General features: G+C 58.7%; 25 protein-coding genes. 14 read left to right on the top strand and 11 right to left on the bottom strand.

The window, feature by feature from the left end; all coding sequences use genetic code 11:
* From ACTRW9_RS04300 to ACTRW9_RS04285, 4 genes are read right to left on the bottom strand one after another with little or no spacing between them, the layout of a single operon-like run.
* Positions 1-849: an FAD/NAD(P)-binding protein gene (locus tag ACTRW9_RS04300; protein ID WP_442428420.1), complete on the bottom strand. Its 849-nt coding sequence runs from the start codon at positions 847-849 to the stop codon at positions 1-3.
* Positions 849-1,331 carry a cyclic nucleotide-binding domain-containing protein gene (locus ACTRW9_RS04295; RefSeq protein ID WP_442428419.1) on the bottom strand — a complete coding sequence of 161 codons (483 nt, stop codon included), beginning with the start codon at positions 1,329-1,331 and terminating at the stop codon, positions 849-851. The genes ACTRW9_RS04300 and ACTRW9_RS04295 overlap by 1 nt, the downstream gene beginning before the upstream one ends.
* The gene (locus ACTRW9_RS04290; protein ID WP_442428418.1) at positions 1,328-2,491 is read right to left on the bottom strand and encodes a 4Fe-4S dicluster domain-containing protein; all 1,164 of its coding nucleotides are present in this window, start codon (positions 2,489-2,491) and stop codon (positions 1,328-1,330) included. The genes ACTRW9_RS04295 and ACTRW9_RS04290 overlap by 4 nt, the downstream gene beginning before the upstream one ends.
* Positions 2,492-2,530: 39 nt before the next feature.
* A complete protein-coding gene (locus ACTRW9_RS04285; RefSeq protein ID WP_442428417.1) occupies positions 2,531-3,268 on the bottom strand; it encodes a 5-formyltetrahydrofolate cyclo-ligase in 738 nt (245 codons plus the stop codon).
* Positions 3,269-3,364: 96 nt separating this feature from the next.
* Here ACTRW9_RS04285 and ACTRW9_RS04280 point away from each other — a divergent pair, with 96 nt between their 5' ends.
* Together ACTRW9_RS04280 and trhP are read left to right on the top strand one after the other, a co-directional pair.
* Positions 3,365-4,048: a thermonuclease family protein gene (locus tag ACTRW9_RS04280; protein WP_442428416.1), complete on the top strand. Its 684-nt coding sequence runs from the start codon at positions 3,365-3,367 to the stop codon at positions 4,046-4,048.
* Between the two features lie 289 nt (positions 4,049-4,337).
* Positions 4,338-5,717 carry a prephenate-dependent tRNA uridine(34) hydroxylase TrhP gene (gene trhP, locus ACTRW9_RS04275; protein ID WP_442428415.1) on the top strand — a complete coding sequence of 460 codons (1,380 nt, stop codon included), beginning with the start codon at positions 4,338-4,340 and terminating at the stop codon, positions 5,715-5,717.
* A 94-nt stretch (positions 5,718-5,811) separates the two neighbouring features.
* On the opposite strand, the gene ACTRW9_RS04270 is transcribed toward trhP, so the two are convergent.
* Complete coding sequence (locus tag ACTRW9_RS04270) at positions 5,812-6,009, bottom strand: hypothetical protein (protein WP_442426895.1); 198 nt, start codon at positions 6,007-6,009, stop codon at positions 5,812-5,814.
* 291 nt (positions 6,010-6,300) lie between these two features.
* Here ACTRW9_RS04270 and hpnH point away from each other — a divergent pair, with 291 nt between their 5' ends.
* The 10 genes from hpnH to ACTRW9_RS04220 all read left to right on the top strand — a co-directional run bounded on the left by hpnH (position 6,301) and on the right by ACTRW9_RS04220 (position 16,704).
* Positions 6,301-7,308: an adenosyl-hopene transferase HpnH gene (gene hpnH / locus ACTRW9_RS04265; protein WP_442426894.1), complete on the top strand. Its 1,008-nt coding sequence runs from the start codon at positions 6,301-6,303 to the stop codon at positions 7,306-7,308.
* 301 nt (positions 7,309-7,609) lie between these two features.
* Positions 7,610-8,356, top strand: a complete 747-nt coding sequence (locus ACTRW9_RS04260) for a tetratricopeptide repeat protein (RefSeq protein ID WP_442428414.1) — start codon at positions 7,610-7,612, stop codon at positions 8,354-8,356.
* Position 8,357: 1 nt separating this feature from the next.
* Positions 8,358-9,326: a RodZ domain-containing protein gene (locus ACTRW9_RS04255; RefSeq protein ID WP_442428413.1), complete on the top strand. Its 969-nt coding sequence runs from the start codon at positions 8,358-8,360 to the stop codon at positions 9,324-9,326.
* Between the two features lie 3 nt (positions 9,327-9,329).
* Entirely contained in the window at positions 9,330-10,403 is a 1,074-nt protein-coding gene (locus ACTRW9_RS04250; RefSeq protein WP_442426891.1) for a type IV pilus twitching motility protein PilT, read from the top strand.
* A 22-nt stretch (positions 10,404-10,425) separates the two neighbouring features.
* Entirely contained in the window at positions 10,426-11,622 is a 1,197-nt protein-coding gene (locus ACTRW9_RS04245) for a type IV pilus twitching motility protein PilT (RefSeq protein WP_442426890.1), read from the top strand.
* A gap of 28 nt (positions 11,623-11,650) precedes the next feature.
* Positions 11,651-12,298: a zinc-ribbon domain-containing protein gene (locus ACTRW9_RS04240; RefSeq protein WP_442426889.1), complete on the top strand. Its 648-nt coding sequence runs from the start codon at positions 11,651-11,653 to the stop codon at positions 12,296-12,298.
* 2 nt (positions 12,299-12,300) lie between these two features.
* The gene (locus tag ACTRW9_RS04235) at positions 12,301-12,720 is read left to right on the top strand and encodes a Crp/Fnr family transcriptional regulator (RefSeq protein ID WP_442426888.1); all 420 of its coding nucleotides are present in this window, start codon (positions 12,301-12,303) and stop codon (positions 12,718-12,720) included.
* A 17-nt stretch (positions 12,721-12,737) separates the two neighbouring features.
* The gene (locus ACTRW9_RS04230; RefSeq protein WP_442426887.1) at positions 12,738-13,949 is read left to right on the top strand and encodes a type II secretion system F family protein; all 1,212 of its coding nucleotides are present in this window, start codon (positions 12,738-12,740) and stop codon (positions 13,947-13,949) included.
* A gap of 94 nt (positions 13,950-14,043) precedes the next feature.
* The gene (locus ACTRW9_RS04225; RefSeq protein ID WP_442428412.1) at positions 14,044-15,807 is read left to right on the top strand and encodes a two-component system sensor histidine kinase NtrB; all 1,764 of its coding nucleotides are present in this window, start codon (positions 14,044-14,046) and stop codon (positions 15,805-15,807) included.
* A gap of 12 nt (positions 15,808-15,819) precedes the next feature.
* On the top strand, positions 15,820-16,704 hold the full coding sequence (locus ACTRW9_RS04220) for a formylglycine-generating enzyme family protein (protein WP_442428411.1): 885 nt from the start codon (positions 15,820-15,822) through the stop codon (positions 16,702-16,704).
* Between the two features lie 167 nt (positions 16,705-16,871).
* Here ACTRW9_RS04220 and ACTRW9_RS04215 read toward each other — a convergent pair whose 3' ends face one another.
* Positions 16,872-17,357: a MarR family winged helix-turn-helix transcriptional regulator gene (locus ACTRW9_RS04215; protein WP_442426884.1), complete on the bottom strand. Its 486-nt coding sequence runs from the start codon at positions 17,355-17,357 to the stop codon at positions 16,872-16,874.
* 97 nt (positions 17,358-17,454) lie between these two features.
* Between ACTRW9_RS04215 and ACTRW9_RS04210 the strand changes: the two genes are divergently transcribed.
* Positions 17,455-17,799 carry a rhodanese-like domain-containing protein gene (locus tag ACTRW9_RS04210; protein ID WP_442428410.1) on the top strand — a complete coding sequence of 115 codons (345 nt, stop codon included), beginning with the start codon at positions 17,455-17,457 and terminating at the stop codon, positions 17,797-17,799.
* A 50-nt stretch (positions 17,800-17,849) separates the two neighbouring features.
* Here the strand turns inward: ACTRW9_RS04210 and gpmA are convergent, their stop codons facing one another.
* On the bottom strand, positions 17,850-18,596 hold the full coding sequence (gene gpmA / locus ACTRW9_RS04205; RefSeq protein ID WP_442428409.1) for a 2,3-diphosphoglycerate-dependent phosphoglycerate mutase: 747 nt from the start codon (positions 18,594-18,596) through the stop codon (positions 17,850-17,852).
* A gap of 273 nt (positions 18,597-18,869) precedes the next feature.
* Between gpmA and ACTRW9_RS04200 the strand changes: the two genes are divergently transcribed.
* On the top strand, positions 18,870-19,226 hold the full coding sequence (locus ACTRW9_RS04200) for a hypothetical protein (protein ID WP_442428408.1): 357 nt from the start codon (positions 18,870-18,872) through the stop codon (positions 19,224-19,226).
* Between the two features lie 258 nt (positions 19,227-19,484).
* Here the strand turns inward: ACTRW9_RS04200 and ACTRW9_RS04195 are convergent, their stop codons facing one another.
* The 4 genes from ACTRW9_RS04195 to xseA are packed head-to-tail and all read right to left on the bottom strand — an operon-like array spanning position 19,485 to position 22,540.
* Positions 19,485-20,057 carry a dCTP deaminase gene (locus ACTRW9_RS04195; protein ID WP_442428407.1) on the bottom strand — a complete coding sequence of 191 codons (573 nt, stop codon included), beginning with the start codon at positions 20,055-20,057 and terminating at the stop codon, positions 19,485-19,487.
* Positions 20,054-20,794 carry a TlyA family RNA methyltransferase gene (locus ACTRW9_RS04190; RefSeq protein WP_442428406.1) on the bottom strand — a complete coding sequence of 247 codons (741 nt, stop codon included), beginning with the start codon at positions 20,792-20,794 and terminating at the stop codon, positions 20,054-20,056. Before ACTRW9_RS04190 ends, ACTRW9_RS04195 begins: the two co-directional genes overlap by 4 nt.
* A 36-nt stretch (positions 20,795-20,830) precedes the next feature.
* A complete protein-coding gene (locus ACTRW9_RS04185) occupies positions 20,831-21,100 on the bottom strand; it encodes an exodeoxyribonuclease VII small subunit (protein ID WP_442428405.1) in 270 nt (89 codons plus the stop codon).
* 57 nt (positions 21,101-21,157) lie between these two features.
* Positions 21,158-22,540, bottom strand: coding sequence for an exodeoxyribonuclease VII large subunit (gene xseA, locus ACTRW9_RS04180; protein ID WP_442428404.1), 1,383 nt, complete (start codon positions 22,538-22,540; stop codon positions 21,158-21,160).
* Positions 22,541-22,601 lie beyond the last annotated feature (61 nt).

Genomic DNA, 22,601 nt, shown 5'->3' with positions numbered 1-22,601 from the left:
TCAGATCTCCCGTTTGCCGAACAGGCGGCGGATGCGCTGGTACGGAAACACCGGGCCGTCCAGGCACACGAAGTCCGGTCCGTACTGGCAATGTCCGCAGAACCCGATGGCGCACTTCATGTTGCGCTCCATGGTCAGGTGAATGTCGTCGCCGCTCAGTCCCTCATCCATCAACTCGTTGACCGTGAACCGCATCATCACCTCCGGCCCGCAGATCATGGCGACGGTCTGGTGCGCGTCGAACTTCGCTTTCTTCACGATCTGCGTCACCACGCCGACGTTGCCCAGCCAGCCCCGCTGGGCCGTGTCCACCGTCGCGTCCACTTCCAGGTCGAATCGGCCGCGCCACGCCTCCAGCTCCTTGCGGAAGATCATGTCAGCGGGCGTGCGGGCCCCGTACAGGATAAACACGTCGCCGTACTTTTCCCGCCGTGCCAGTACCTGGTAGATGGCGGGACGCAACGGTGCGAGCCCGATGCCCCCGGCGATGAACACGACGTCGTTCCCTTCCGCCGCCGCCACCGGCCAGTGCGATCCGAACGGACCGCGGATGCCGATGACGTCGCCCTTCCGCAGTTTTTTCAGGTGGCGCGTCACCGTGCCCACGGCGCGGATGGTATGGAGCAGGGTGTCCGGTTTCTGCGGATCGCCGCTGATGGAAATCGGCACCTCGCCCACGCCGAACACGTAAAGCATGTTGAACTGGCCCGGTTTGAAATCGAACCGCCTGGCTCCTTTCACCGGCTGGGTTTCCAGGGTGAAGCTGTCGCGGGTTTCCTTCTGCACGCGCAGGATGCGGTGCGGTTCCGGGATCATGGGTTGAGCCATCGGTTGCGCGGCGGCGAACATCAGACCGTGCTCCCGTACACGTCCATCAACTGCATGCGCGTGTGTTGCAGGCGTTCGGCGGCGATGATGAAGAACCGCCGGAACAGTTCATAACCCAGTTCGTGATCGGCCTCTATTTTTTTGCGCAGGCAGGCGGCATCCAGCGCGATGGCCCGCACGAGGGTCAATGCATGCGCATCGAAATGCCACAGGTGAGGCGGCGCCAGCCACGACCAGCCGAGCACCTGCCCGCCTTCGACGGTGTCCACGATCATCGGCGGCTTGTTGGGCGGCGCCATCTCCAGCGCCACGCGTCCGTGCCGGATGATGTAAAAATGATCCGCCGCCGCCCCTTCGCGAAACAGGAACTCCCCCGACTCGAACCGCACGTTCGATGCGCAGCCGATGACCAGCTTCATGTATTTGTCCTGCAATCCTGCGAAGAACGGATGTTCGGCGAGAATGGATTCCAGGGTTTTCATGTTGGTTTCCTGCGCGTTCATGGCGGAGACTCCTCGTCCTCGTGGTTGACGGAAGGGGGCGGCGGGATGCGGATGGCGGCCACTTCTTCCGTGATGTCGATACCCACCGGGCACCAGGTGATGCACCGCCCGCACCCGACGCATCCGCTGGATTCGAACTGGTCGTGCCAGGTGGACAGTTTGTGCGTCATCCATTGGCGGTAGCGCGACAGGGTGGAGTGGCGCACGTTGCCGCCGTGGATGTATGAAAAATCCAGGGTGAAACACGAATCCCAGCTGCGCCAGCGCTCGGCGTGGTCGCCGGAAAGGTCGGTGACGTCTTCAACGGTCGAGCAGAAGCAGGTGGGACAGGCCATGGTGCAATTGGCGCAGGCGAGGCAGCGGTTGGCGACCTGCTCCCAGCGCGGGTGTTCGTAATTGTTCTGCAGGAGTTCCCGCAGGTCGTCGCTTTTCATGCTGCGGCCCATCTGCTGGACGGCGTTGTCCCGGGCCTGTGCGGCTTTTTCGGTGTCGGCGGCTTTCGCCTTTTTAACCGGGACCCTGGAAAGCAGGCGCGCGCCGGCGTCACTTCCCACCTCGACCACGAAGTGGGAAGTGGTTTTCTGCACGATCTCGGTGAGCGCCAGGTCGAATCCCGATTCCGCTTTCGGGCCGGAGTTCATCGACACGCAGAAACAGGTGTTGCCTGCCTGCGTGCATTGCACGGCGATGATGAACGCACGTTCGCGGTGCGCCTTGTAGATGGGATCGACGTACGGGCCTTCCAGGAACACCTTGTCCTGAATGCAGATGGCGTGTAGTTCGCAGGCACGCACTCCCAGTAATGCATAGCGCGGCGCGTCTTCTTCGTTGGGTGTGATGGCCATGCCACGGCCCTTGCGGTCGGCTTCCCACAATTTCTGGCGCGGGGGAAACAGGAACTGTTTCCAGGAATGGGGACTGATGATGTAACCGAACAGCGCGGCGTCATCGCGTTTTTTCAAACGGTAGATGCCGCCTTCCTGTTCGTCGGTCCAGCCTTCGGGGAGGTCCTTGATCGACCGCACTTCATCGTACACCACCGCCTGGTCACGGAGGGTGGGTCCCACCACCCGGTAGCGGGCACGGCGCAGAGCCTGCAGAAGGGCGTCGAGTCCCTTGCGGTCCAGCAAAACCTGTTCGCCAACCTGCAACTCCGCCATAACCCGTACCTTTCGAATGGTGGGTCGGATACCTGTAGTTTACTCCCTTTGCGGGAAAGGTCCAATAAGTCTCTCCAGAATGGGGATGTCGCGTTGCATGGCGGGGTCGAGGTGGTCCCGCAACACGCCCTTCGGCCTGGCGTGTTTGTTTTTACATTCAATGGATTGCGTCGGAGTGAGGATCCAGTCGAGCGGAATGTCGTAAGGCATGACCTCCCATTCCGCATCCACCAGCTGCAGGTCGTGCACGGTGGTGACGATGACAGTCTTTTTCGTGATGAGTTTGAGGTCCGTGGCGATGCCGAACTCGAGGTCCGAGTAGCCCCCACCCTTGCCGATGCGCGTGCCGTTTCTGCGTACCGCCACCGACCCCGCGCTGATGAGGTCGATCGCCGGCATCTCCTGCGGCGTGACGGGCACGCCGAACTGTTCCGATCCCGATATGCTCGCCGCTTTTTTGAAGTTGCGCGGATCGATCTTTGCGGGATCGAGTTTCAGAAAACATTTTTCTTTTCTCAGGCGCGGCACCGCCATGAATACGGTTTTACCGTCCTCAAGCGCCGCCTGGCGCAGGGGCCGCTGGGGAGAATCGGGATTGCACTTGAGGGTTTTCGCCTTTTGATAGCAGGGCAGTGTGCGCAGGCGTTCGACCGCGGCTTCGGCTCCTTTGAAGTTCGGGATGCGGCCCTTGATGGGAAACGGAAAGCGCGCGACCTTCTCGTTTGTCATCTCCGACCACACCTCCTGCCGTACCGACTGTTTGGTTTTCCGCTTCATGGTTATTTAAATCGATACCTCTGTAATCGCATTCAATAGAACCACTTTATTGGCATGGGACCCAGGAATTTCCCCGTCTGTCCGATATAATAAGGTATGCATTTCCTAAAACTCGCGGTGGGGGTGGCGTTGCTGACGGCGGCGCTGGGCTCGCCGGAAAAAATCCTGGTCGGGCATGCGGTGGAGATCCTCTCCGGCGACGCCTTCGCCCTCGAGGTCGAGAATAAACGATACAAGGTGCGATTGGAAGAAGTGGACGCACCGGAGCCGGGCCAGCCGTTCGGCAGGCAGGCGTTCGATTACCTGGACGAATTGATCCGGCACCGCGCCATCCGCGTCGACGTCTCCTTCGTGGACAAGGACGGCTGGCACGTGGGCCGCGCTGTGCTGGCGGGAGGCCGGGTGGTGAATGACGAGGTCATCGCCCAGGGCTACGGCTGGCATTACCGCGCCACACCCGATCCCGACGAGCGCCTGACCACGCTGGAGCACCACGCCTTCGCCCACAGCCTGGGGCTGTGGATGCAGGTGGAACCCGTCCCGCCGTGGGAGCACCGCCGCGAGAAGGTCATTCCCGACGCGCCGTGGAGCCAGGCGGAGATGGATTACGACCGCGTCCTGCATTACGGGATCATAGGCGATCCCCGGAGCCGCACCTACCAGTGGCCCGCATGCCGGGGGTATTCGCGCGCCGTGCGGATCAGGAAACCCGTCATTTTCCAGACCCGGAAACAGGCCCAGGAGCTGGGCTACCGGCCCGCCCGCCATTGCCCCTCCTGAAGCCAATCCAACCACCGATACACACAGATGAACACAGAGTTCCCTGGGAGGGAGATCAAGGGAGGGGTCATCGGTAACCTCCCCTCATTCCCCTCCTTGCGAAGGAGGGGAAGTGTCCAAGAAGAAAGCACCGATAAAGAAGAAGGAAAAAGCCCCCCAGCCCCCTTCGGAGAAGGGGGGGCCGGTTATCCCCCATTTCTTAATAAAAAGTCCGGCCAGAGCAACTTCTTGCATGAAAAACAGTTGTTGGACTTTCGCGGAAGCGTTCCTTTATATATAATCAACCATCATGAACAACGCCGACGACAAACAGACTGTGGCCGGGAACGGTTCCGTTTCCTCCTCCGGTACGCGAGTGCCGGAATTGCTGGCCCCTGCGGGCAGCCCGGAGAAGCTCGATTACGCGCTGGCCTACGGCGCCGATGCGGTCTATGCGGGCATTCCGCGGTTCTCGCTGCGCGCCCGCGAAAATCCGTTCAAGGACGCGACGCTGAAAGAGGCCATCGAGCGCACGCACCGGATGGGGCGGAAGATTTACATCACCGCCAACATCCTGCCGCCCAACCGCAAGATCGATTCGTTCAAGCAGTCGCTGGCGTTTTACGCCGAGGCGCAGCCCGACGCCTTCATCATGGCCGATCCGGGGATGATCCGCTTCGCCCGCCGTGAGTTCCCGCACGTGCCGGTGCACCTGTCGGTGCAGACCAACACCATCAACTACGAGTCGGTGCAGTTCTGGTACGACGAGGGAGTGAGCCGCATCATCCTGTCACGAGAGTTGTCTTTGCCGGAGATCGCCGAGATTCACGCCAAGGTGCCGGGGATGGAGCTGGAGTCGTTCGTGCACGGCGCAATTTGTATTGCCTATTCGGGCCGGTGCCTGCTGTCGAATTATTTCAACCACCGCGACGCCAACCAGGGCACCTGCACCAACAGTTGCCGCTGGGAGTACAACGTGCACCAGCAGCCGCACGAGTCGGCGCCCGTGCAGAGCACGCACCAGCCGGAAATCCTGAATGGTGAGTATTTCCTGGAAGAGCGCGAACGGCCGGGCGAGCTGATGCCCATTGACGAAGACGAGCACGGCACTTACATCATGAACTCGAAAGACCTGCGCGCCATCGAGTACCTGAAACCGATTCATGACGCGGGCGTGTGTTCGTTCAAAATTGAAGGCCGCACCAAGACCATCTACTATCTGTCGATGGTGGTGCGCAGTTACCGCCGCGCCATCGACGACCTCGCGCGCGGCAAGGGATTCGATCCCAAACTCATCGACGAGATCAACAAGACCGCCAACCGTGGCTTCACCTCGGCGTTTCTTGTGCCGCGGTCGGATCACCAGACCGAACGGTTCGATTCGGCGCAGGAAACCGACCTGCCGCAGGTGTTCGCCGGGCAGGTGGTGGATGCGCGTCCCGGCTGGATGGAAGTGGAAGTGAAAAACCGGATTGAAGTGGGTGACCGCGTCGAGTACATCTCCCCCGCGCGGCAGAGTTACTTCCACATCGCCGCCATCGAGAACGCGAAAGGCGAAGCGGTGAACGTCGCGCACGGCGGCGCGGGAAAGGTGTGGATCGCCACCGACCAGACCGTCGAGCCCTACGCTCTGCTCAGCCGTGTTGTCACCCAGCAGGCGGCGGACGCTTTCTCCCTGCATACGCAATAATCACCCCACGCCGAGGTTGCAGCCGGTTTTCTGTAAGGGAAACGGTTGGGTTGCGACTCCCCCTCACCCAGTACGCGGGAAAACGGGTGCGGGATCAGTTTCCGTTGCCCGGCTTGTTGGGGCGCTGGGAGGTTTCGGCGAACCAGAGGACGATGAAAATGACGACCGTCAGCCCCGCCGCCAGCCAGAAGTCGAAGCTCTTGTTCTCCAGGTCGAAGAAGTCGTAAGTCATTGTTCCATCAATGATTAGGATGATGACGGCAATGCTGAGAAGGGCGGCGACTTTTCTCAAAACGGGGTCCTCGACATTGGGAAGAAGCGGGCCCGGCGGTGTGCGGTCCGCCGCCCTGTTGGGGCGGGGGTCCCGGAGCGGGTTGCCTGGATTAGAATGAGGCCTTCGCCCAAATTATTTTTGAAACCGGGAGCGGCTTGCTTATATAATATGGGTCGCCTCAATTGTTATTTGAATTTTAACAAGTTACAGGCCGAGCGCAAGCCGGATTCCGGTCTCCCCACAATTTTCAACCGGACGGCCCATCCTGCGTGATTCTCAACCGCATTTATAAAGAGTGGACATTAATATATGGCGATTCCAATTCGACAGGCGATGAAAGTTGGGTTTTATCTGTTCAAGCAAAAACTCCTCGGTAAAAAAAAGTATCCGCTGGTGTTGATGCTCGAGCCCCTTTACCGTTGCAACCTTGAGTGCACGGGCTGTGGAAAAATTCAGAAACCCAACGATATTCTCAAACAGTATCTGAGCGTGGAACAGTGCCTGAAGGCCGCGAAGGAATGCGGCGCGCCGATCGTCTCCATCGCCGGCGGCGAACCGCTGATCCATCCGCACATCGTGGAGATCATCGAAGGTCTGGTCAAGCAGGGCCGCTACGTGTACCTGTGCACCAACGCCATCCTGCTTGAGAAGTACCTCGACCAGCTGCCGAAATCGCCGTTGCTGACGCTGTCGATTCACCTGGACGGCATGAAGGAACACCACGACCATATCTGCATGGAAGAGGGCGTGTACGACAAGGCAATCGATGCCATCCGCGCCGCCAAGAAAAAAGGCTTTCGCGTTACCACCAACACCACGTTCTTCGATGGCGTTTCCGTTGAATACGCGGAGCAGTTTCTCGACCACATCCGGCCGCTGGGCGTGGACGGCATGACGGTGTCTTCCGCCTTCCAGTATCCGGATGCGCCGGACCAGGAACATTTTCCCGGCCGCGCGAAGACGATGGAATTTTTCGGCGACCTGTTGAACCGCAACAAAGACGGGCGGTGGAACTTCAACCACTCGCCGTTCTACCTCGACTTTTTGCAGGGCAAGCGCGATTACGACTGCACGCCGTGGGGCAATCCGTGCTACTCCGTTCTCGGCTGGCAGAAGCCGTGTTACCTGCTCGACGAGGGCTACGCCAAAAGCTTCCGTGACCTGATGAAGACCACCGACTGGGACAGTTACGGTCACCGCAACCACGACAAGTGCCGCGACTGCACGGCGCATTGCGGCTACGAGGCCACGGCGGTGGAGGACTCGACGCGCGGCCTGCGCAACATGGTCTACTCGGCCAAAGCCGTCTTCCAATAGTCCACCACGTACGTGGACAGGCAGATGGGTACTGCCCGGTGGCCCCGTTCCGAAAGTTTACCGGTAATTGCAACCCTCCCCTGATTCAGGGGAGGGTTTTTTATTCCCGTCTTTTTTTAAATCCATTGCGTGAACCACAAAATCCCTGAAAAACGGGATTTCAGGTCCGTCCGCTTCCCTTGTTGTGCAACGCCCCGCCTTTTGTTATAATTTACTAATTCTAAAAAATTCAACCATTTACCCATAGAAAATCATGACAGATTCAGTTCCGGTTCCTCGGTCAAGGGCGGGTTGGTTTGGAGTGCTTGCGCTGGTTTTTATAATCGGGTTTGCCGGATGCGCCTCCTCGATCACGCCACGGGAAAAACTGGATGCCCGCAAACGCTACAACGACGCGCAGAAATACAACACCCTCAACATGCGGGACAAGTATTATCAGGAACTGGTCGAGATCATCAAGGAGGTTCCCGACGATCCGTTTTACCGCGTTGCCCTGGGTGCGGCGTACTTCAAGGACCGGCAGTATCCACGCGCCGAAAAATCCTTCCTGCGAGCCATCCGGCTGGATTCCGAATACATGCAGGCGTACCAGTATTTGGGGCGGTTGTACATGGAAACGGAGAGATGGGATCGTGCCATTGTGCACCTTAAAAAATCACTGGACGCGAAGAAGGTACTGAACCCGCAACAGCTCTACAACTGGCTGGCTTTCAGCTATTACAAAAACGGGCAGTACAATGAGGCGGAACGCACCTGGCAAATAGCGCTGGACATCAAGGACAGTGACCAGATTCGCATCAACCTGGCTCTTGCCTACAAAAAGGCGGAGCAGTACGAGCTGGCCTACAAAAGTTTTCAGAAGGCGGTGGAATTGAATCCGGAATCCGCCCGCGCGCACTTTGAACTGGGTCAGCTGCTGTTTGACGAAGGGGATTACCTGCGCGCCCGTCCCCACCTTCAGGAGGCGATCAATCTCCAGCCGTTGAGTGAGAACGCCCGCACTGCCAAATCCATGTTGAACCGCATGAAGGTTTCGCCCAAGAAATAGTATGGAAGACAGTTTCGGCCAATATCTGAAGCACCAGCGGGAGTTGCGGAGCGTCACCCTGGACGACATCGCCAACTCCACCCGCATTCCCACGCGCCACCTGGAAGCCCTGGAAGAAGACCGTTACGACGACCTTCCGGCAGAGGTGTTCATCAAGGGGTACATCCGCGGTTATGGGGAAGCGCTGGGTGTGGATGCCAACGAGCTATTGACCGCCTATGACGAACGCATCGGCAAGGACCGGCGGGAAGTGCGCGAACAGTCGCTGAAGGAAGTCGTCCAGCGTGAGCAGAAAAAATCTTTCTGGCAGACGCAGATGAAGCTGGTTGGGTTTGTGGTTGGACTGGTTCTGGTGGGCTGGCTGGTGTGGGTCACTTTCCAGTCTTCCCCGCCCTCCGTGCCGGAAGCGACCGTCCCCCCACCTGAAATGAAACAGGAAACGACCCCTCCGGTCCACACGGAATCCGAACCGACCATGGGCTCGGGTCCGCAGCCCGGTCCGCCTCCCCAGGGAGGGGAAGCCCCTCCGCCTCCCGGCTCGGGAATGGAGACCACCGAGGCAAAAACCACCTCCCTGACCGGTCCCAAGAACGACCTGGATGCCGCCGCCGGGGAAAATAAGATTTCGGAATCGGAAAATGGTGGTATAATAAACGACCTGCAAGATCAATTAGTTCCGACAGACCGAAGCTCATTGAACACACCGGGTTCAAGCCATTCCGGCGCTTTTTCTCTGGAAATCCGCGCCAGCGAAAAAGCCTGGTTCCACATGATCGTGGATGAGGAAAAAGAAAAAGATTTCACTCTGCAACCCGGCGAGCGTATCGTATTGCAAGCGGAGAACCAGATCCTGGCGGATATCGGAAACCGGAATGGGTCGGAATTTTTTTTGAACGGGAAGAAGTTTGAACTGCCGGGGACGCAGAACGTGGTCCTCGACTTCGTATTCAAAGCCGAACTGGTAGAGTGACCTATGGCCAAAATCGATGCTTTCTTCAAACTGATGAACGAGCAGGGAGCTTCCGACCTGCACCTGGTGGCCGGGTCCCAGCCGGTCCTGCGTATTCATGGCGACATGGAACGCGTGAAGTACAAGGTTCTTGAAAACGATGAACTGAAAGCCATCCTCTACGAAATCGCCCCTGAAGACAAGATCAAGGTATTCGAAGAAACCGGCGACATCGACTTCGCCTATGAAGTTCCCGGCCTGGCCCGTTACCGCGCCAACTACTTCCAGCAGAAATGGGGCGTCGGCGCCGTCTTTCGCGAGATTCCCAGTGAAATTCTGACCGCGGAACAGCTGGGCCTTCCGCCGGTGCTCACCAAGCTGGCCATGCTGCACAAGGGCATGGTGCTGGTGACCGGCCCCACCGGTTCCGGCAAGTCCACCACCCTTGCGGCGATGATGGACTACGTCAACAAGAACAAGAAAGCGCACATCATCACGGTCGAAGACCCCGTCGAGTTCGTGCACAAAAGCGCGAGCTGTGTGGTGAACCACCGCGAGGTGGGCGTGCACACGAAAAGTTTTAAAGCCGCCTTGAAGGGTGCGCTGCGCGAAGACCCGGACATCATTCTCGTGGGTGAGATGCGGGACCTGGAAACCATCGAGCTGGCGCTGGAAGCCGCTTCCACCGGTCATCTCGTGTTCGGTACCCTGCATACCCAGAGCGCGGCGAAGACGGTCGACCGCGTCATCGACGTGTTTCCCGCCAACCAGCAGGCGCAGATCCGCACCACACTTTCCGAAAGTTTGAAAGGCGTCATCGCGCAGAACCTGTTCAAGCGCGTGGACAAGAAAGGCCGTCTGGCGGTGCTGGAAGTGCTGGTGGTGACGCCCGCGACCTCGAACCTGATTCGTGAGGGCAAGACGTTCCAGATTCCCTCCGTCATCCAGACCGGAAAAAAATACGGCATGCAGTCGCTGGACGACGCCATTCTGGAAGCGTTGCAGGCAAAGAAAATCAGCCCGGAAGACGCGTACGACAAATCGATTGTCAAAGAGCGGTTCGTTCAGTACCTGAAGACACCACCGGAATTCATTTAAAGTCCGTTGCAGGGGTGCAACCATGAGAAAAGCCGAAATCGACCACATTCTGACAACGATGCTGGAGTCGTTCGGAAACATCTCCGACCTCAACATCACCGTGGGCAAACCGTTCCAGGTGGAAAACTCGGGCCAGTTGACGGAAGTGCCCATGCACCCGCCGATCCCGAAGATCACGGCGTTCCAGGCTGAAATCTTCGCGCTGAACCTCATCGGCGCCGACCGGCGGCTGAACGAAATCCTTCTCCGCGAGGGCTCCTGCGACTGTTCGTATTACATTCCCGGCAAGGCGCGGTTCCGCGTCAACATTTTCTCCCAGCGCGGCAACTACAGCATCGTCCTGCGTAAACTGGAAACGCGGATTCCGTCGATCGAGGATTTGAAACTGCCGCCGCAGTTTGCGAAGGCGGCGGAGGAGAAAAACGGCATGGTGCTGGTCACCGGGGCCACCGGTTCCGGTAAATCGACCACCCTCGCGGCGCTGCTCAACAAGATCAATCACGACAAATCGGTGCACATCATCACGCTGGAGGATCCGGTGGAATTCGTGCACCCGCATTTGCAATCCACTTTCAACCAGCGGGAGCTGGGCGGCGATTTCAACAACTTCGCCACGGGCCTGCGTGCCGCCCTTCGTCAGGCGCCGAAGGTCATCCTGGTGGGTGAGATGCGCGACCGCGAAACCGTGGAGATTGGCATGAGCGCCGCGGAGACGGGTCACCTTGTCATGAGCACCCTGCATACAGTCGACGCGGGGCAGACCATCAACCGCATCGTCGGCATGTTTTCGCAGGAAGAGGAACAGCAGATCCGCATCCGTCTCGCGGATACCGTGCGCTGGGTCATCAGTCAGCGCCTGGTGCCGAAAGCGGGCGGCGGACGGATTGCGCTTCTCGAAATCATGAACAACAACATGCGCATCAAGGACACCATCCTGAATGGGGAAGAAGAGGGAAAGACCTATTACGACATCATCCGCGAGGGTGACGCCTACGGTATGTGGACATTCGACCAGCACATCATCAAGCTGTATCGCGAAGAACTCATCACCCAGGAAACCGCTCTCGCGTATGCGTCGCGGCGCAACGTCGTGGCGCGCGGCATCGACGCCATCAAGTCCGAAAGGGGCGAGGCGACGACGGACATCGAGGAGCTGGCCCTGGACGATTCTTACGATCAGGAAACCGGGTTTGCCAAAAAGAAAAAAATGCGAAGGTGACGCGGCAATGCGTCCGAGGAGAGTCTGAATGCAGGTCACATGCAGTCAGTGCAGCAAGACGATCAACATTCCGGATGAAAAGGTCCCCAAAGACAAGGCGTTCAACCTCACCTGCCCGGCGTGCAAAACGAAGAACCGCGTCGATCAGCACCTGAAGCAGGAGGATGAGGAAGAAGAGGGCATGGAAGCCATGATGCTGGTGACCGACGAAGCCTTCGAAGAGGATGAGGCCCCTCCCATTTATGAAGAGGGTGACAAGGTCGCGCTCATCATGGACCCGATGAATTACGATGCTTTCGCCGACGTGCTCACCGAACTGGGTTACAAACTGGAAACGGCCAAGTCACCGGAGCACGGCGCGCACAAACTGAAGTTCTTTCACTATCATGTGGTCGTGTTTCACGAAAAGTTTGGAGGGGAAAGTCTGGAAGAAAGTGCCCTTTACAAGTATGTATTGAACATGCCCATGAGCCTGCGGCGGAAAACCTTCATCTCTTTGGTCGGGAAGGAATTCAAGTCCACGGACAACATGGAAGCCTTCGCCTACAGCGTCAACCAGGTGATCAACGAAAAGGATCTGGACAGACTGGACGTGGTATTGAGGAAAGGCATATCAGACAACGAAATCTTCTATAGGATCTATCGCGAGACTATGGACGTTCTTGGAAAAGTGTGATTATGAGTCTCAAGGATACTCCGACAATTCAGCGGTATGCAGATGGAGACATCATCGTTTCGGAAGGAATTGTCAGCAACAACGCATTCATCATCATAGAGGGCAAGGTCAACGTCACCAAGAAGGTGGACAAGAAAAGCGTGTTGATCAACACCCTCAAGGCAGGGGACGTGTTCGGCGAAATGGGTTTGATTTCTCAGACCGTCCGGAGCGCCAGCGTGGTGGCGGTGGGCAATGTGACAATCGGGGTGATCGAAAAGGAACAGTTCAATCACCTTGTGGAAAAATTGCCGGACGATGTGCGGCTTGTGGTCAAAGCGCTTGTGGACCGCCTGCGGTTTACCAGCGAACAATTGTCGCGCATCGGACTGGAGCTGGAAAAAACGCGCAGCGTCATCTCCTCCTTTTCGATTAATCAATAAGGGGACGGAAAAAAGCCATGCCAACTTTTACTTACAAAACGACGGTAAAAGGGAAAACGCAGACCGGCGAAATTGAAGCCGATAACGAGCAGGGCGCCCGGGCGAAGCTGAAGCAGAAAAACATCCGAGTGGACAGCCTCAAAGCCAAATCCTCGTTTTTTTCATTGGAGATCGGTGGGGGAGGCAAGAAGAAGCAGAAAATCACCGAACGCGACGTCGTTATCTTCACCCGCCAGTTCTCCACGATGGTGGATGCGGGTCTGCCTCTGGTGCAGTGCCTGGAAATTCTCGGCAAGCAGTCGGACAACAAGACCTTTGGCGACATCATCATGGATGTCAAGAACGGCATCGAGCAGGGCGCCAACCTGTCCGACTCCATGCGCCGGCATCCCAAGGTGTGGGATGCCTTGTACTGCAACCTGGTGGAAGCGGGCGAGGCCGGTGGTATTCTGGACACCATCCTGTCGCGTCTGGCCGCGTATATCGAAAAATCCCTCGCGCTCAAGAAAAAAGTGAAAGCCGCGATGGTGTATCCCGGCGCCATCGTCACCGTCGCATTTGTGGTCGTGGCTTTCCTCATGATCTTCGTCATCCCCGCTTTCGCCACCATGTTCGAGGGCAGCGGCGGCGAGCTTCCGGGTCCGACCGCCATCGTCATGATGGTCAGTAACTTTTTCCAGAACCAGTGGTACGTGATCATCGGCGGACCGATACTGTTCTTCATGATCTTCAAGCGGGTGTACGCCACCGAAAAGGGGAAGGTGGAAATCGACCGGTTCGCCCTCAAACTGCCTGTGTTCGGCATGCTCATCCGCAAGGTTTCCGTGGCCAAGTTCACCCGCACCCTCGGTACCCTGCTTTCCAGCGGTGTGCCCCTGATCGACGCGATGGATATCTGTGCCCGCACCTCCGGCAACAAGATCGTCGAGCGGGCGATTCTCAACACCATCGAGTCCATCAAGGAAGGTGAAACCATCGCCGCACCCCTGTCGCGCGAAGATGTGTTCCCGCCCATGGTCATACAGATGATCGACGTCGGTGAATCCGCCGGTGCGCTGGACGGCATGCTGATCAAGATCGCAGACTTTTACGATGAAGAAGTGGATACGGCGGTGGAGGGCCTGACGGCACTGCTCGAGCCGATGCTCATGGTGTTTCTCGGTTCCGTGGTCGGTTTCATTGTTGTCGCCATGTACCTGCCCATATTCAAGATGGGCGAAAACTTCTAATCGGTGTCCGGTGCACTCCCGTGCACCCGCACAGGTCGACTGAAGGGGCAAACCGGGTTCGCTCTTGCCGGGGCCCGACGACATTGAGGAGACCATGTTTAAGACCCAGGATTATCCTGATAAAGAGCTCCTTCTCCGGGTCAAGACGATCATGGTGTTCCGGGTCGTGTTCCTGACCGGGTTCGTCGCCCTCGCCATCGCCTTCGAGCACAACGCCCGTTACGAAACCCCCATCATGCCCCTCAGCATCGTGCTGGGAAGCGCTTATTTCCTCTGCATCATTTATGCCTTGATGTTGCGGCTCAAGATGCCCCTCGTCTGGGTGGCATGGGCCCAGGTGCTGGGCGACCTCACCACCGTTGGCGGGTTGATCTACACCACCGGTGGAATCGAAAGTCCGCTCTCTTTCGTCTTCCTGTTTGTCATCATCGCCACCAGTGTCATGTTGCCGCGGGCGGCGGTGTACCTGGCGGCCTCGGGGGCCAGCATCATCTACGGTCTCCTCGTGGACCTGGAATACTTCAACGTGATCCGCCCGATTTACTTTTTCCAGAAATCCAATATCTCGTACCAGGGTGCGTACGGCTTTTACATCATTGCCCTGAACCTGGCCTCGTTTTATTCGGTGGCCTACCTGAGCAGCATCCTCAACCACCGCCTGCGCATCATCAACGACGAACTGCGTTCCAAAAGCCTGGACCTGAAAAAGCTTCAGGAGTTTCATAAGAACGTGGTGCAGAACATGGTCAATGGCCTGCTCACTACCAACCATGAAGGACGCGTCACCTCCGTCAACACCGCCTGCGAACAGATAACCGGGTGCACTGCCGATCACAGCCTGGGCCGCATGGCGTACGATTTGCTTCCGGTGCCGCCATTGAGGTCGTTTTTCCTCGACCGCCAGTCGGTGCAGTTGCCCGTAACGCTGGAAGGGGAATTCCAGCGCAAGGACGGCGAGACCATTCTGGTTGTCATGAAAATCAGCTCGCTCATCCGGCCCAGCATGGACCCGTTCAAGGACGGCTTCAAGTCGGAAGGCTACATCGTGGTGCTGGAAGACCTGACGGAAATGCGCAAGATGGAGGAAAAGATTTTGCAGTCGGAGCAGCTGGCGGCGGTGGGTCGCTTCTCTGCCGGACTCGCGCATGAAATCCGCAACCCGCTGGCATCGCTGAGTGGTTCCATCCAGGTGCTTCGCGATTCGCTGCAGGTGGAGGACCAGTACAAACGGCTCATGGATATCGTCATCAAGGAAACCGACCGGCTGAATTCCATCGTCAAGGATTTCCTGTCTTATTCCCAGCCGCGAAAGTCCAAGACCACGGTCATCGATCTCACGCAGCTGCTTCAGGATGTGGTCATGCTTCTCAAGAACAGCAATGAATACGATTCTTCCATCGACATTGTTTTGAATGTGCCGTCGAAACACGTGGTCGTTCAAAGCGAGGAAGACCAGATCAAACAGATGGTGTGGAACCTGTGCATCAACGGCATCCAGGCCATGGATAAGAACGGTACCATACGGCTGGAACTGCGGGAGGTCCAGGGTCACCGGCATCGCGATTTCCAAACCGAGCGCAAGGGCGTGCTGCTGATCGTGGAGGACCAGGGCCGCGGTATCCCCCTGGACAAACGCAAGCAGATATTCGATCCTTTCTTCACCACGCGTGAAGAAGGCGTGGGGCTGGGCCTTGCGACGGTGACCAAGATCGTCCAGCGCTTCGGCGGGCACATCGGGGTTGAAAGCGAAGTGGGCAAGGGCACCCGGTTCGAAATCTTCCTTCCCCAGGAACGCGCCCTGGTTGGAACCCGCAAACCGGAACAGGAAAAGCGGTCACAAACCCTGTTCCCGAACTGATTCCTCCGTTTCATGACTTCCTTTACGCTCTACCCGGAAAAACGTTTCCGCTTTCCCGATTTTAAAAACGCCCCGCGGTTGAATCGTCTTCGATGGAGCGTGTTCTTCGTCCTGTGCCTGGTGCTTGCGGCCTGTGCTTCCACCCGGGAAAACATCGATATCACCGACATGGTGGTCATTCCGGCGGGACCCTTCACCATGGGCCTCGACATCGACAACCCGCAGGGCTGGGGCGATACCGACGAGCAACCCGTGCATACGGTGCATCTCGATACTTACGCCATGGACCTTTATGAGGTGACGGCGCAGCAGTTCGCGGAGTTTTTGAACGCGCATCCGGAAAAGGCGGACCGTTTCATTGAACTGGGTAAAGCGGTGACGGTGGAGAAGGTGGGCGAACGTTACCGCGCGCGGCCGGGACTGGACCGGCATCCCGTCAACCGGGTGTCGTGGTACGGAGCGGATGCCTACTGCCGCTGGGTGGGCAAGCGCCTGCCGACGGAAGCGGAATGGGAAAAAGCGGCACGCGGAACCGAAGCACGCCTGTTTCCCTGGGGAGATGAATTCCCCACGAACGACCGCGTCACCTTCCGCCGTTCTTTCGCTGACCTGGGTTTTCAGGTGATGGAACCGGTCGACGCCCTGCCCCGGGGCCGCTCGCCTTACGGTCTGCATCACATGGCGGGCAATGTGTGGGAGTGGGTGGGCGACTGGTATGGTCCCGCCTATTACGAACGCTCGCCGCAAAAAAATCCTGCGGGGCCCGAATCCGGCGACTCGCGCGTCCTGCGCGGCGGCAACTGGTACTTCAAAGCTTATTACCTGCGCACCACGTACCGCTTCAACGAAGAACCGCACGTCTTCAAAATCTGGCAGGGCTTCCGCTGTGCCCGGTGAATCACCGGAGATAAATGGCTACTGCGTGGCGGGCGAACGATGGCCGGCGGGCGCGATCTTGATGGGGTTGTGTTGGCTTCGGCTCACAGCCGTGCGGCGGATCGCCGCTGATGGATGGCCAATGCGTGGTGGGCGAACGATGATCCGCAGGCGCAATCCGAATCGGGTTACGTGGGCTCCGATTCCCTGGCCGGTCCGTTTTGTTCCCCGGGTTGCTTGAGCAGTCGCTGAAACAAATCAGCAAGCACGGAAACCTCTTCTTTCCTGAAACATTCCATGAAATGCCGGCGTACGGCGGCGTGGTACACCGGCCGCATACGTTGTTGCAGTTTCCGTCCTTTGGCGGTGATCGCGGCATAGGCCCCCCGCGCGTCCTCCACGCAGGCCTCTCGCCGAACCAGCCCCTCCGCCGCCATGCGGTCGATCAGGCGGGTGACATTGAACTTTTTCAACAGGGTGGCCTCGCCGATCTCCGTCAGCCGGAGCCGGCCGCCGGTCACGCGGGACAGTTCCAACAGCACGTCGTACCAGACCAAAGGTGGAAATCCCTGCCGTTTCAGGGCGGACTCGACCCGGTCCATCGCCACCTGGTGCCCTTTGATGAGGCCCGTCCACGCTGTTTCTTCCAGTTGCGTCAAGTATTTAGCGGCCATGCGGTCACCTTACAGAATTTTTGTTGCAATCGCAACCAAAAAAATGCATTCTTTTAGTTGCAAATGCAACAATATTATTTCTTGATTGGGAGATTTTATGATGACAAGGAAAATCAAACGGAATGCGATTCGGCAACTTTTGAACGACGGCGCCAACCTGACCCTGGTGGAGGCACTGCCCCGGGAGCACTTCGAACAGGGCCACCTGCCGGGGGCCATTCAGATCAATTACGATGAAGTGGAGGAGAAGGCGCCGAAGCTGTTGCCGGCGAAGGAGGCGAGGATTGTCGTGTACTGCGCCAGTGAAACCTGCCAGAGTTCGACAAAGGTGGCCGAATCGCTGGTGGCGATGGAGTACACGGATGTGTCCCGTTACGAGGAAGGAAAGAAGGACTGGTTGGAACACGGCCTGCCCGTGGAAGGAGCGGCCGTTTCCAGGTAAAAACAAAAACCCCCGGCCCGTGCAAATCGGGCTGGGGGTTGAATTCCGGTTTATTTACCGCCGGCCTGTTTGGCGACGGCGTCCGCCGCTTTCTTCGCGGCTTCGGGGTCGCCCAGGTAATAACTCTTGATCGGCTTCAAATTGTCATCCAGTTCGTATACCAGCGGAATGCCCGTCGGGATGTTGAGCTCCACAATGTCGGCCTCGCTGATGCTGTCGAGGTGCTTCACCAGCGCGCGCAGGCTGTTGCCGTGGGCGCAGATGAGCACGCGCTTGTTCGCCTTGATCTCCGGCACGATGGTGTCGTTCCAGTACGGCAGGAAGCGGTCCACCGTGTGTTTCAGCGCTTCGGTCTTCGGCAGGTCGGTGGCATCGACCCCGGCATAGCGCGGATCGTTGTGCGGCAGGCGGTCGTCGCCGTCGGGCAGCGGCGGCGGCGGGATGTCGTAACTGCGCCGCCAGATCTTCACCTGGTCGTCGCCGTGTTTCTCCGCGGTTTCGGCTTTGTTGAGTCCCTGCAAATTTCCGTAGTGGCGTTCATTCAGCCGCCACGAGCGGTGGACCGGAATCCACATCAGGTCCAGTTCGTCGAGCGCGATCCACAACGTGCGGATGGCGCGTTTCAAAACAGAGGTGTAGGCCACGTCGAACGTCAGCCCGGCCTCGCGGATGAGCTGTCCCCCCTGTCGGGCTTCATCGCGGCCCTGGTCGGTGAGGTCCACGTCGGTCCAGCCGGTGAAGCGGTTTTCCAGGTTCCAGATGCTCTGGCCGTGGCGCATCAAAACCAGTTTATGCATTCGCAAATCCTTGAAAAGGGTTATATGATGGATGGCGGGCCGGGCCCGCCGGACTGAGTCCGGTGACAACAGGATAAATTCGGAATTGCGCCCACGGACCATCGCCGTAACCACCGGGCAGTAGCCATTTTGCGGCGGGCGTGGCCCGCGGCAATTGGCGTTTCCAAAGTCCCCGGTTTTCGGGAAGGCCCGATTGTACCGCATCGCCCGGAAAATGGCGAGTCCCGGCGGGCGTAGCCCGCAGCAAACGACCTAATCCTGAGAGGTCCCGTTATGTTTCTCGAAGTCGAGCCGTGCGGCAATATCGATCAGCCGTTCAGCATGATGTACCGCGAGATGGAATCCCCGCGCGAGGTGTACGCCATCAAGTACTCCGTGCAGGGGTCGGACCAGCCGGTGCAGGTGACCGGATGGGACGCGGAGACCAATGCGCCCTGCCCCGCTTACGCCTGCCGTGTGGAAGAGTCCGGCGACGGCGTGGCCCTGCTCATCTACGGCGGCACGGGCGGCCTGCGGCTCAAGGGGCTGGACGATGAATCCGCCTGGGACCTGCACAGCGCCCATCAATGGGGCGAAACCCACCTCGTCTATCCCAAAGACGCCTTCATTGTTTACAAAGACGAACTGTAACCGGATTGCGTCACTCGGTCCCCCCTTGTAAAGGGGGGTTAGGGGGATTCTTCCGCTTGAATCCTGAGCGTCAGCGAAGGATCTCGATGGTCAATGCAACTCTTTGAAAAAGTCATCCATCACTGCGTTCAGGATGACAAACCAAAAAGGAAAAAGCCCCCCCAGCCCACTTCGGAGAAGGGGGTGCCCATCTGCTTCCAATCACCATCGTTCGCCCGCCGGGCATTACTCCGTTCGCTCCGGGCCGGACGAGGCCGGTCAGCCTTTGGCGTCTTTTTGTTTGTGGAACTGGCGGCCGGAGCGGTCGCCGGGATCGCTGGTCACTTCCTCGAGAACCAGCTGGCAGATGCGCGTCTCGCCGGGTTTGGCCTCGATGACGAACGGACCGTGGTTCAGCATCTCCAGCGTGATGATGCCGAGGCCGGTGCCGCAGTGGATCATCGGTGCGGTCATGTGCACCATGAGGCCGAGGCGGGCGATTCTGCTTTTGCCTTCGACGCGGCCCGCCAGTCGCGATCCGGGCGGGAACTCGACTTTCTCGAATGTGGAGCCGAGGTAGATGCGTTTCGGTTCGATGCGGTAACATCCCTTCTCATCCTTCGGCACTTCAATCAAATACTGCTCGCTGAACTGGCGGTAATCGAAATGCTCCGGGTTGACGGTGATGCCGGAAACGCCGTGCGGCTCGTACTCCGGTTTCCAGATCCACAGCGGCTCGCCCAGATGCAGGTCGATCGACGTGGTGTCGATGTTGGCTTTTGACGGCGCGGGCTCGATGATCATGCGTCCGGCGGCAAGGGCCTTGTGAATGTCGTCGCCACTCAATATCATGCCTGCACCTCTTTCGTGATGTGTGCGGGTTCGATGGCCTCGCCACGACCGGCAGCCACGCAATGCAAAAGGTATTCGCGGTTGCCCTTTTGACCCGTGATGGGCGAGGCGGTGAGGCCGCACGCGACCCAGCCCTGCTCCGCCACAAACGCCGTCAACTCGGTGAGCACCTTTTCGTGTTTCGCCGGATCGCGGATGACGCCCTTGTGCTCGACCTCACTCTTCCCTACCTCGAACTGCGGTTTGACCAGCGCGACAAGGTCGGCTTCTTGTTTCATCACCGCGAACACCGGAGGCAGGATGAGTTTGAGCGAAATGAACGACACGTCAATCACTGCGAGGTCCACGGATGCGTTGTCAACGTCTTCCAGTTTCAGGTGGCGCGCGTTGAAGCGGTCGCGCAGGACCACGCGGTCATCCGATTGCAGTTTCCAGTCGAGCTGGCCGTACCCGACATCGAAGGCGTACACCTTCTTCGCGCCGTTCTGCAGCAGGCAGTCGGTGAACCCGCCGGTGGAGGCGCCGATGTCCGCCGCCGTTTTACCCTGTACATCGATGCCGAACGTGGTGAGCGCGTGTGTCAGCTTGACGCCACCCCGGCTGACGAACGGGTTGGGGTCTTCCACCAGGAGGGCGGCGTCTTCCGCAACCATTCTTCCGGGTTTGTCCAGCACCTCATCGCCCAGGCGTACGCGCCCGGCGAGAATCACCGCCTGCGCGCGCTCGCGCGAGGGCACGAGTTTTTTTTTACCAGGAGCTGGTCGAGCCGCAGTTTATTCGTCTTCTTCGTCATCGTCTTCTTCGTCGTCCGCCAGAGCCGCATCGCCGCCGAACAGCTCCGCCACCAGTTCGCCTTTCTGGTTGCGCGTCAGCTTTTCGATCTTCTGTTCCGCTTCCTGCAGTTTCTTGGAACAGATGCGCGACATCTTGATGCCTTCTTCAAAAATCTGGAGCGACTTGTCGATGTCGAGTTCGCCTTTTTCCAGCTCGGCGACGATCTGCTCCAGCCGCTGCAGCGCCTTTTCAAACTTCATCTCCGCCATATATGGACTCCCTTATAAAAAGAGAAGGTTTTTATTGGAAGGATCCTTGTTTGCATTTCACTCTTTCGTCCCGTCCACCGTGCAGTCGAGTTTGCCTTTCGACAGGCGCACCTCCACTTTATCGCCCGGCTTCATTTGCTCCGCCGCTTTCACCGCCTTGCCGGAGGCGGTGTCGGTGGTGATGCTGTAGCCGCGGTCGAGAATCGACAATGGACTGAGCGCGTTTAAATTTTTGGCAACGCCTTCGAACTGTTGCTTGTGCCAGCGGAACTGCGACGCCATCTGTTTCACCAGCCGGTGCTCGAGGTTGGCGCGCCGGTCCTCGCCGTGTTTGAGGTCCCACTGCGGCGACGCCTGCATGAGCCGGTGGACCAGTCCCGTGGCCCGGTTGCGTTGCACCAGCACCCATTGATCGAGCCCGCGAAGCAGGCGTTGTGTTATTTCATCCAGCCGTTGCGCGGGCTGTTCGAGGATGCGTTGCGGCTCGCGGAAAAAACGCCGGTCGATGAGCCGCCGGAGGTGCTCCCTGTACTCGCCGATCTCGTCTTCCATGCCGTCGATCAGCGAATTGATGAGCCAGCTCAGATCCTCCATCACGTCCTTGAGGCGCGGAACCGCGAGTTCCGCCGCGGCCGACGGCGTCGGTGCGCGCAGGTCGGCGACGAAATCGGCGATGGTGAAATCGATCTCATGCCCGACGGCGGAGATCACCGGCAACTCCGATGCGTGAATGGCGCGGGCCACCACCTCCTCGTTGAACGCCCACAGGTCCTCGATGGAGCCGCCGCCACGTCCCACGATGAGCACGTCGAGATCCTCGAGCGTGTTCATGTGGCGGATGGCTTCGGCGATTTCCTCCGCGGACCCCTCACCCTGCACCCGCACCGGGTAGAGGAGCACCGACACTTTGGGATTGCGCCGTGTGATGACGTTCAGCAGGTCACGGATGGCCGCTCCGGTGGGCGAGGTCACGATGCCGATGCGCCACGGGAATTCCGGGATGGGTTGTTTCTTTGCCTCGTCGAACAGGCCTTCCTTCTGCAGTTTTTCTTTGAGCTGTTCGAACGCTTTCTGCAGTGCGCCCAGTCCGCGCGGTTCCAGCGAATCGACCACAACCTGGTATTCGCCTCTCGGTTCGTACACGTTGAGCCGGCCGCACACCAGCACCTGGTCGCCGTCGGCGGGCTGGAACTTGGTTCGCTGGCGGTTGCCGCGGAAGAACACGCAGCGCACCTGCGACTTGTCGTCTTTGAGACTGAAGTAAGCGTGGCCGGAGTTGGCGACGACGTAGTTGGAGATTTCGCCCTCCACCCACACCATGTCGAACGCCTCTTCGAGCAGGGCGCGGATAGTGCGGGTGAGCTCGGTGACGGTGAAGACGTGACCGCTTTCGTCCTCGAGGGGGGCGTCGCCGAAAGGTTGCGGGGAGGACTGAGCCATGGAGGCGATTCCTTAAATACTCAAAACGAGTGCCGCGCTGCGGACAAAAGCAAACCGCGCG

The sequence above is a fragment of the Nitrospina sp. 32_T5 genome (assembly GCF_052156635.1).
Lineage (GTDB): Bacteria > Nitrospinota > Nitrospinia > Nitrospinales > Nitrospinaceae > Nitrospina.
This window is presented reverse-complemented; position numbering and strand designations above follow the sequence as displayed.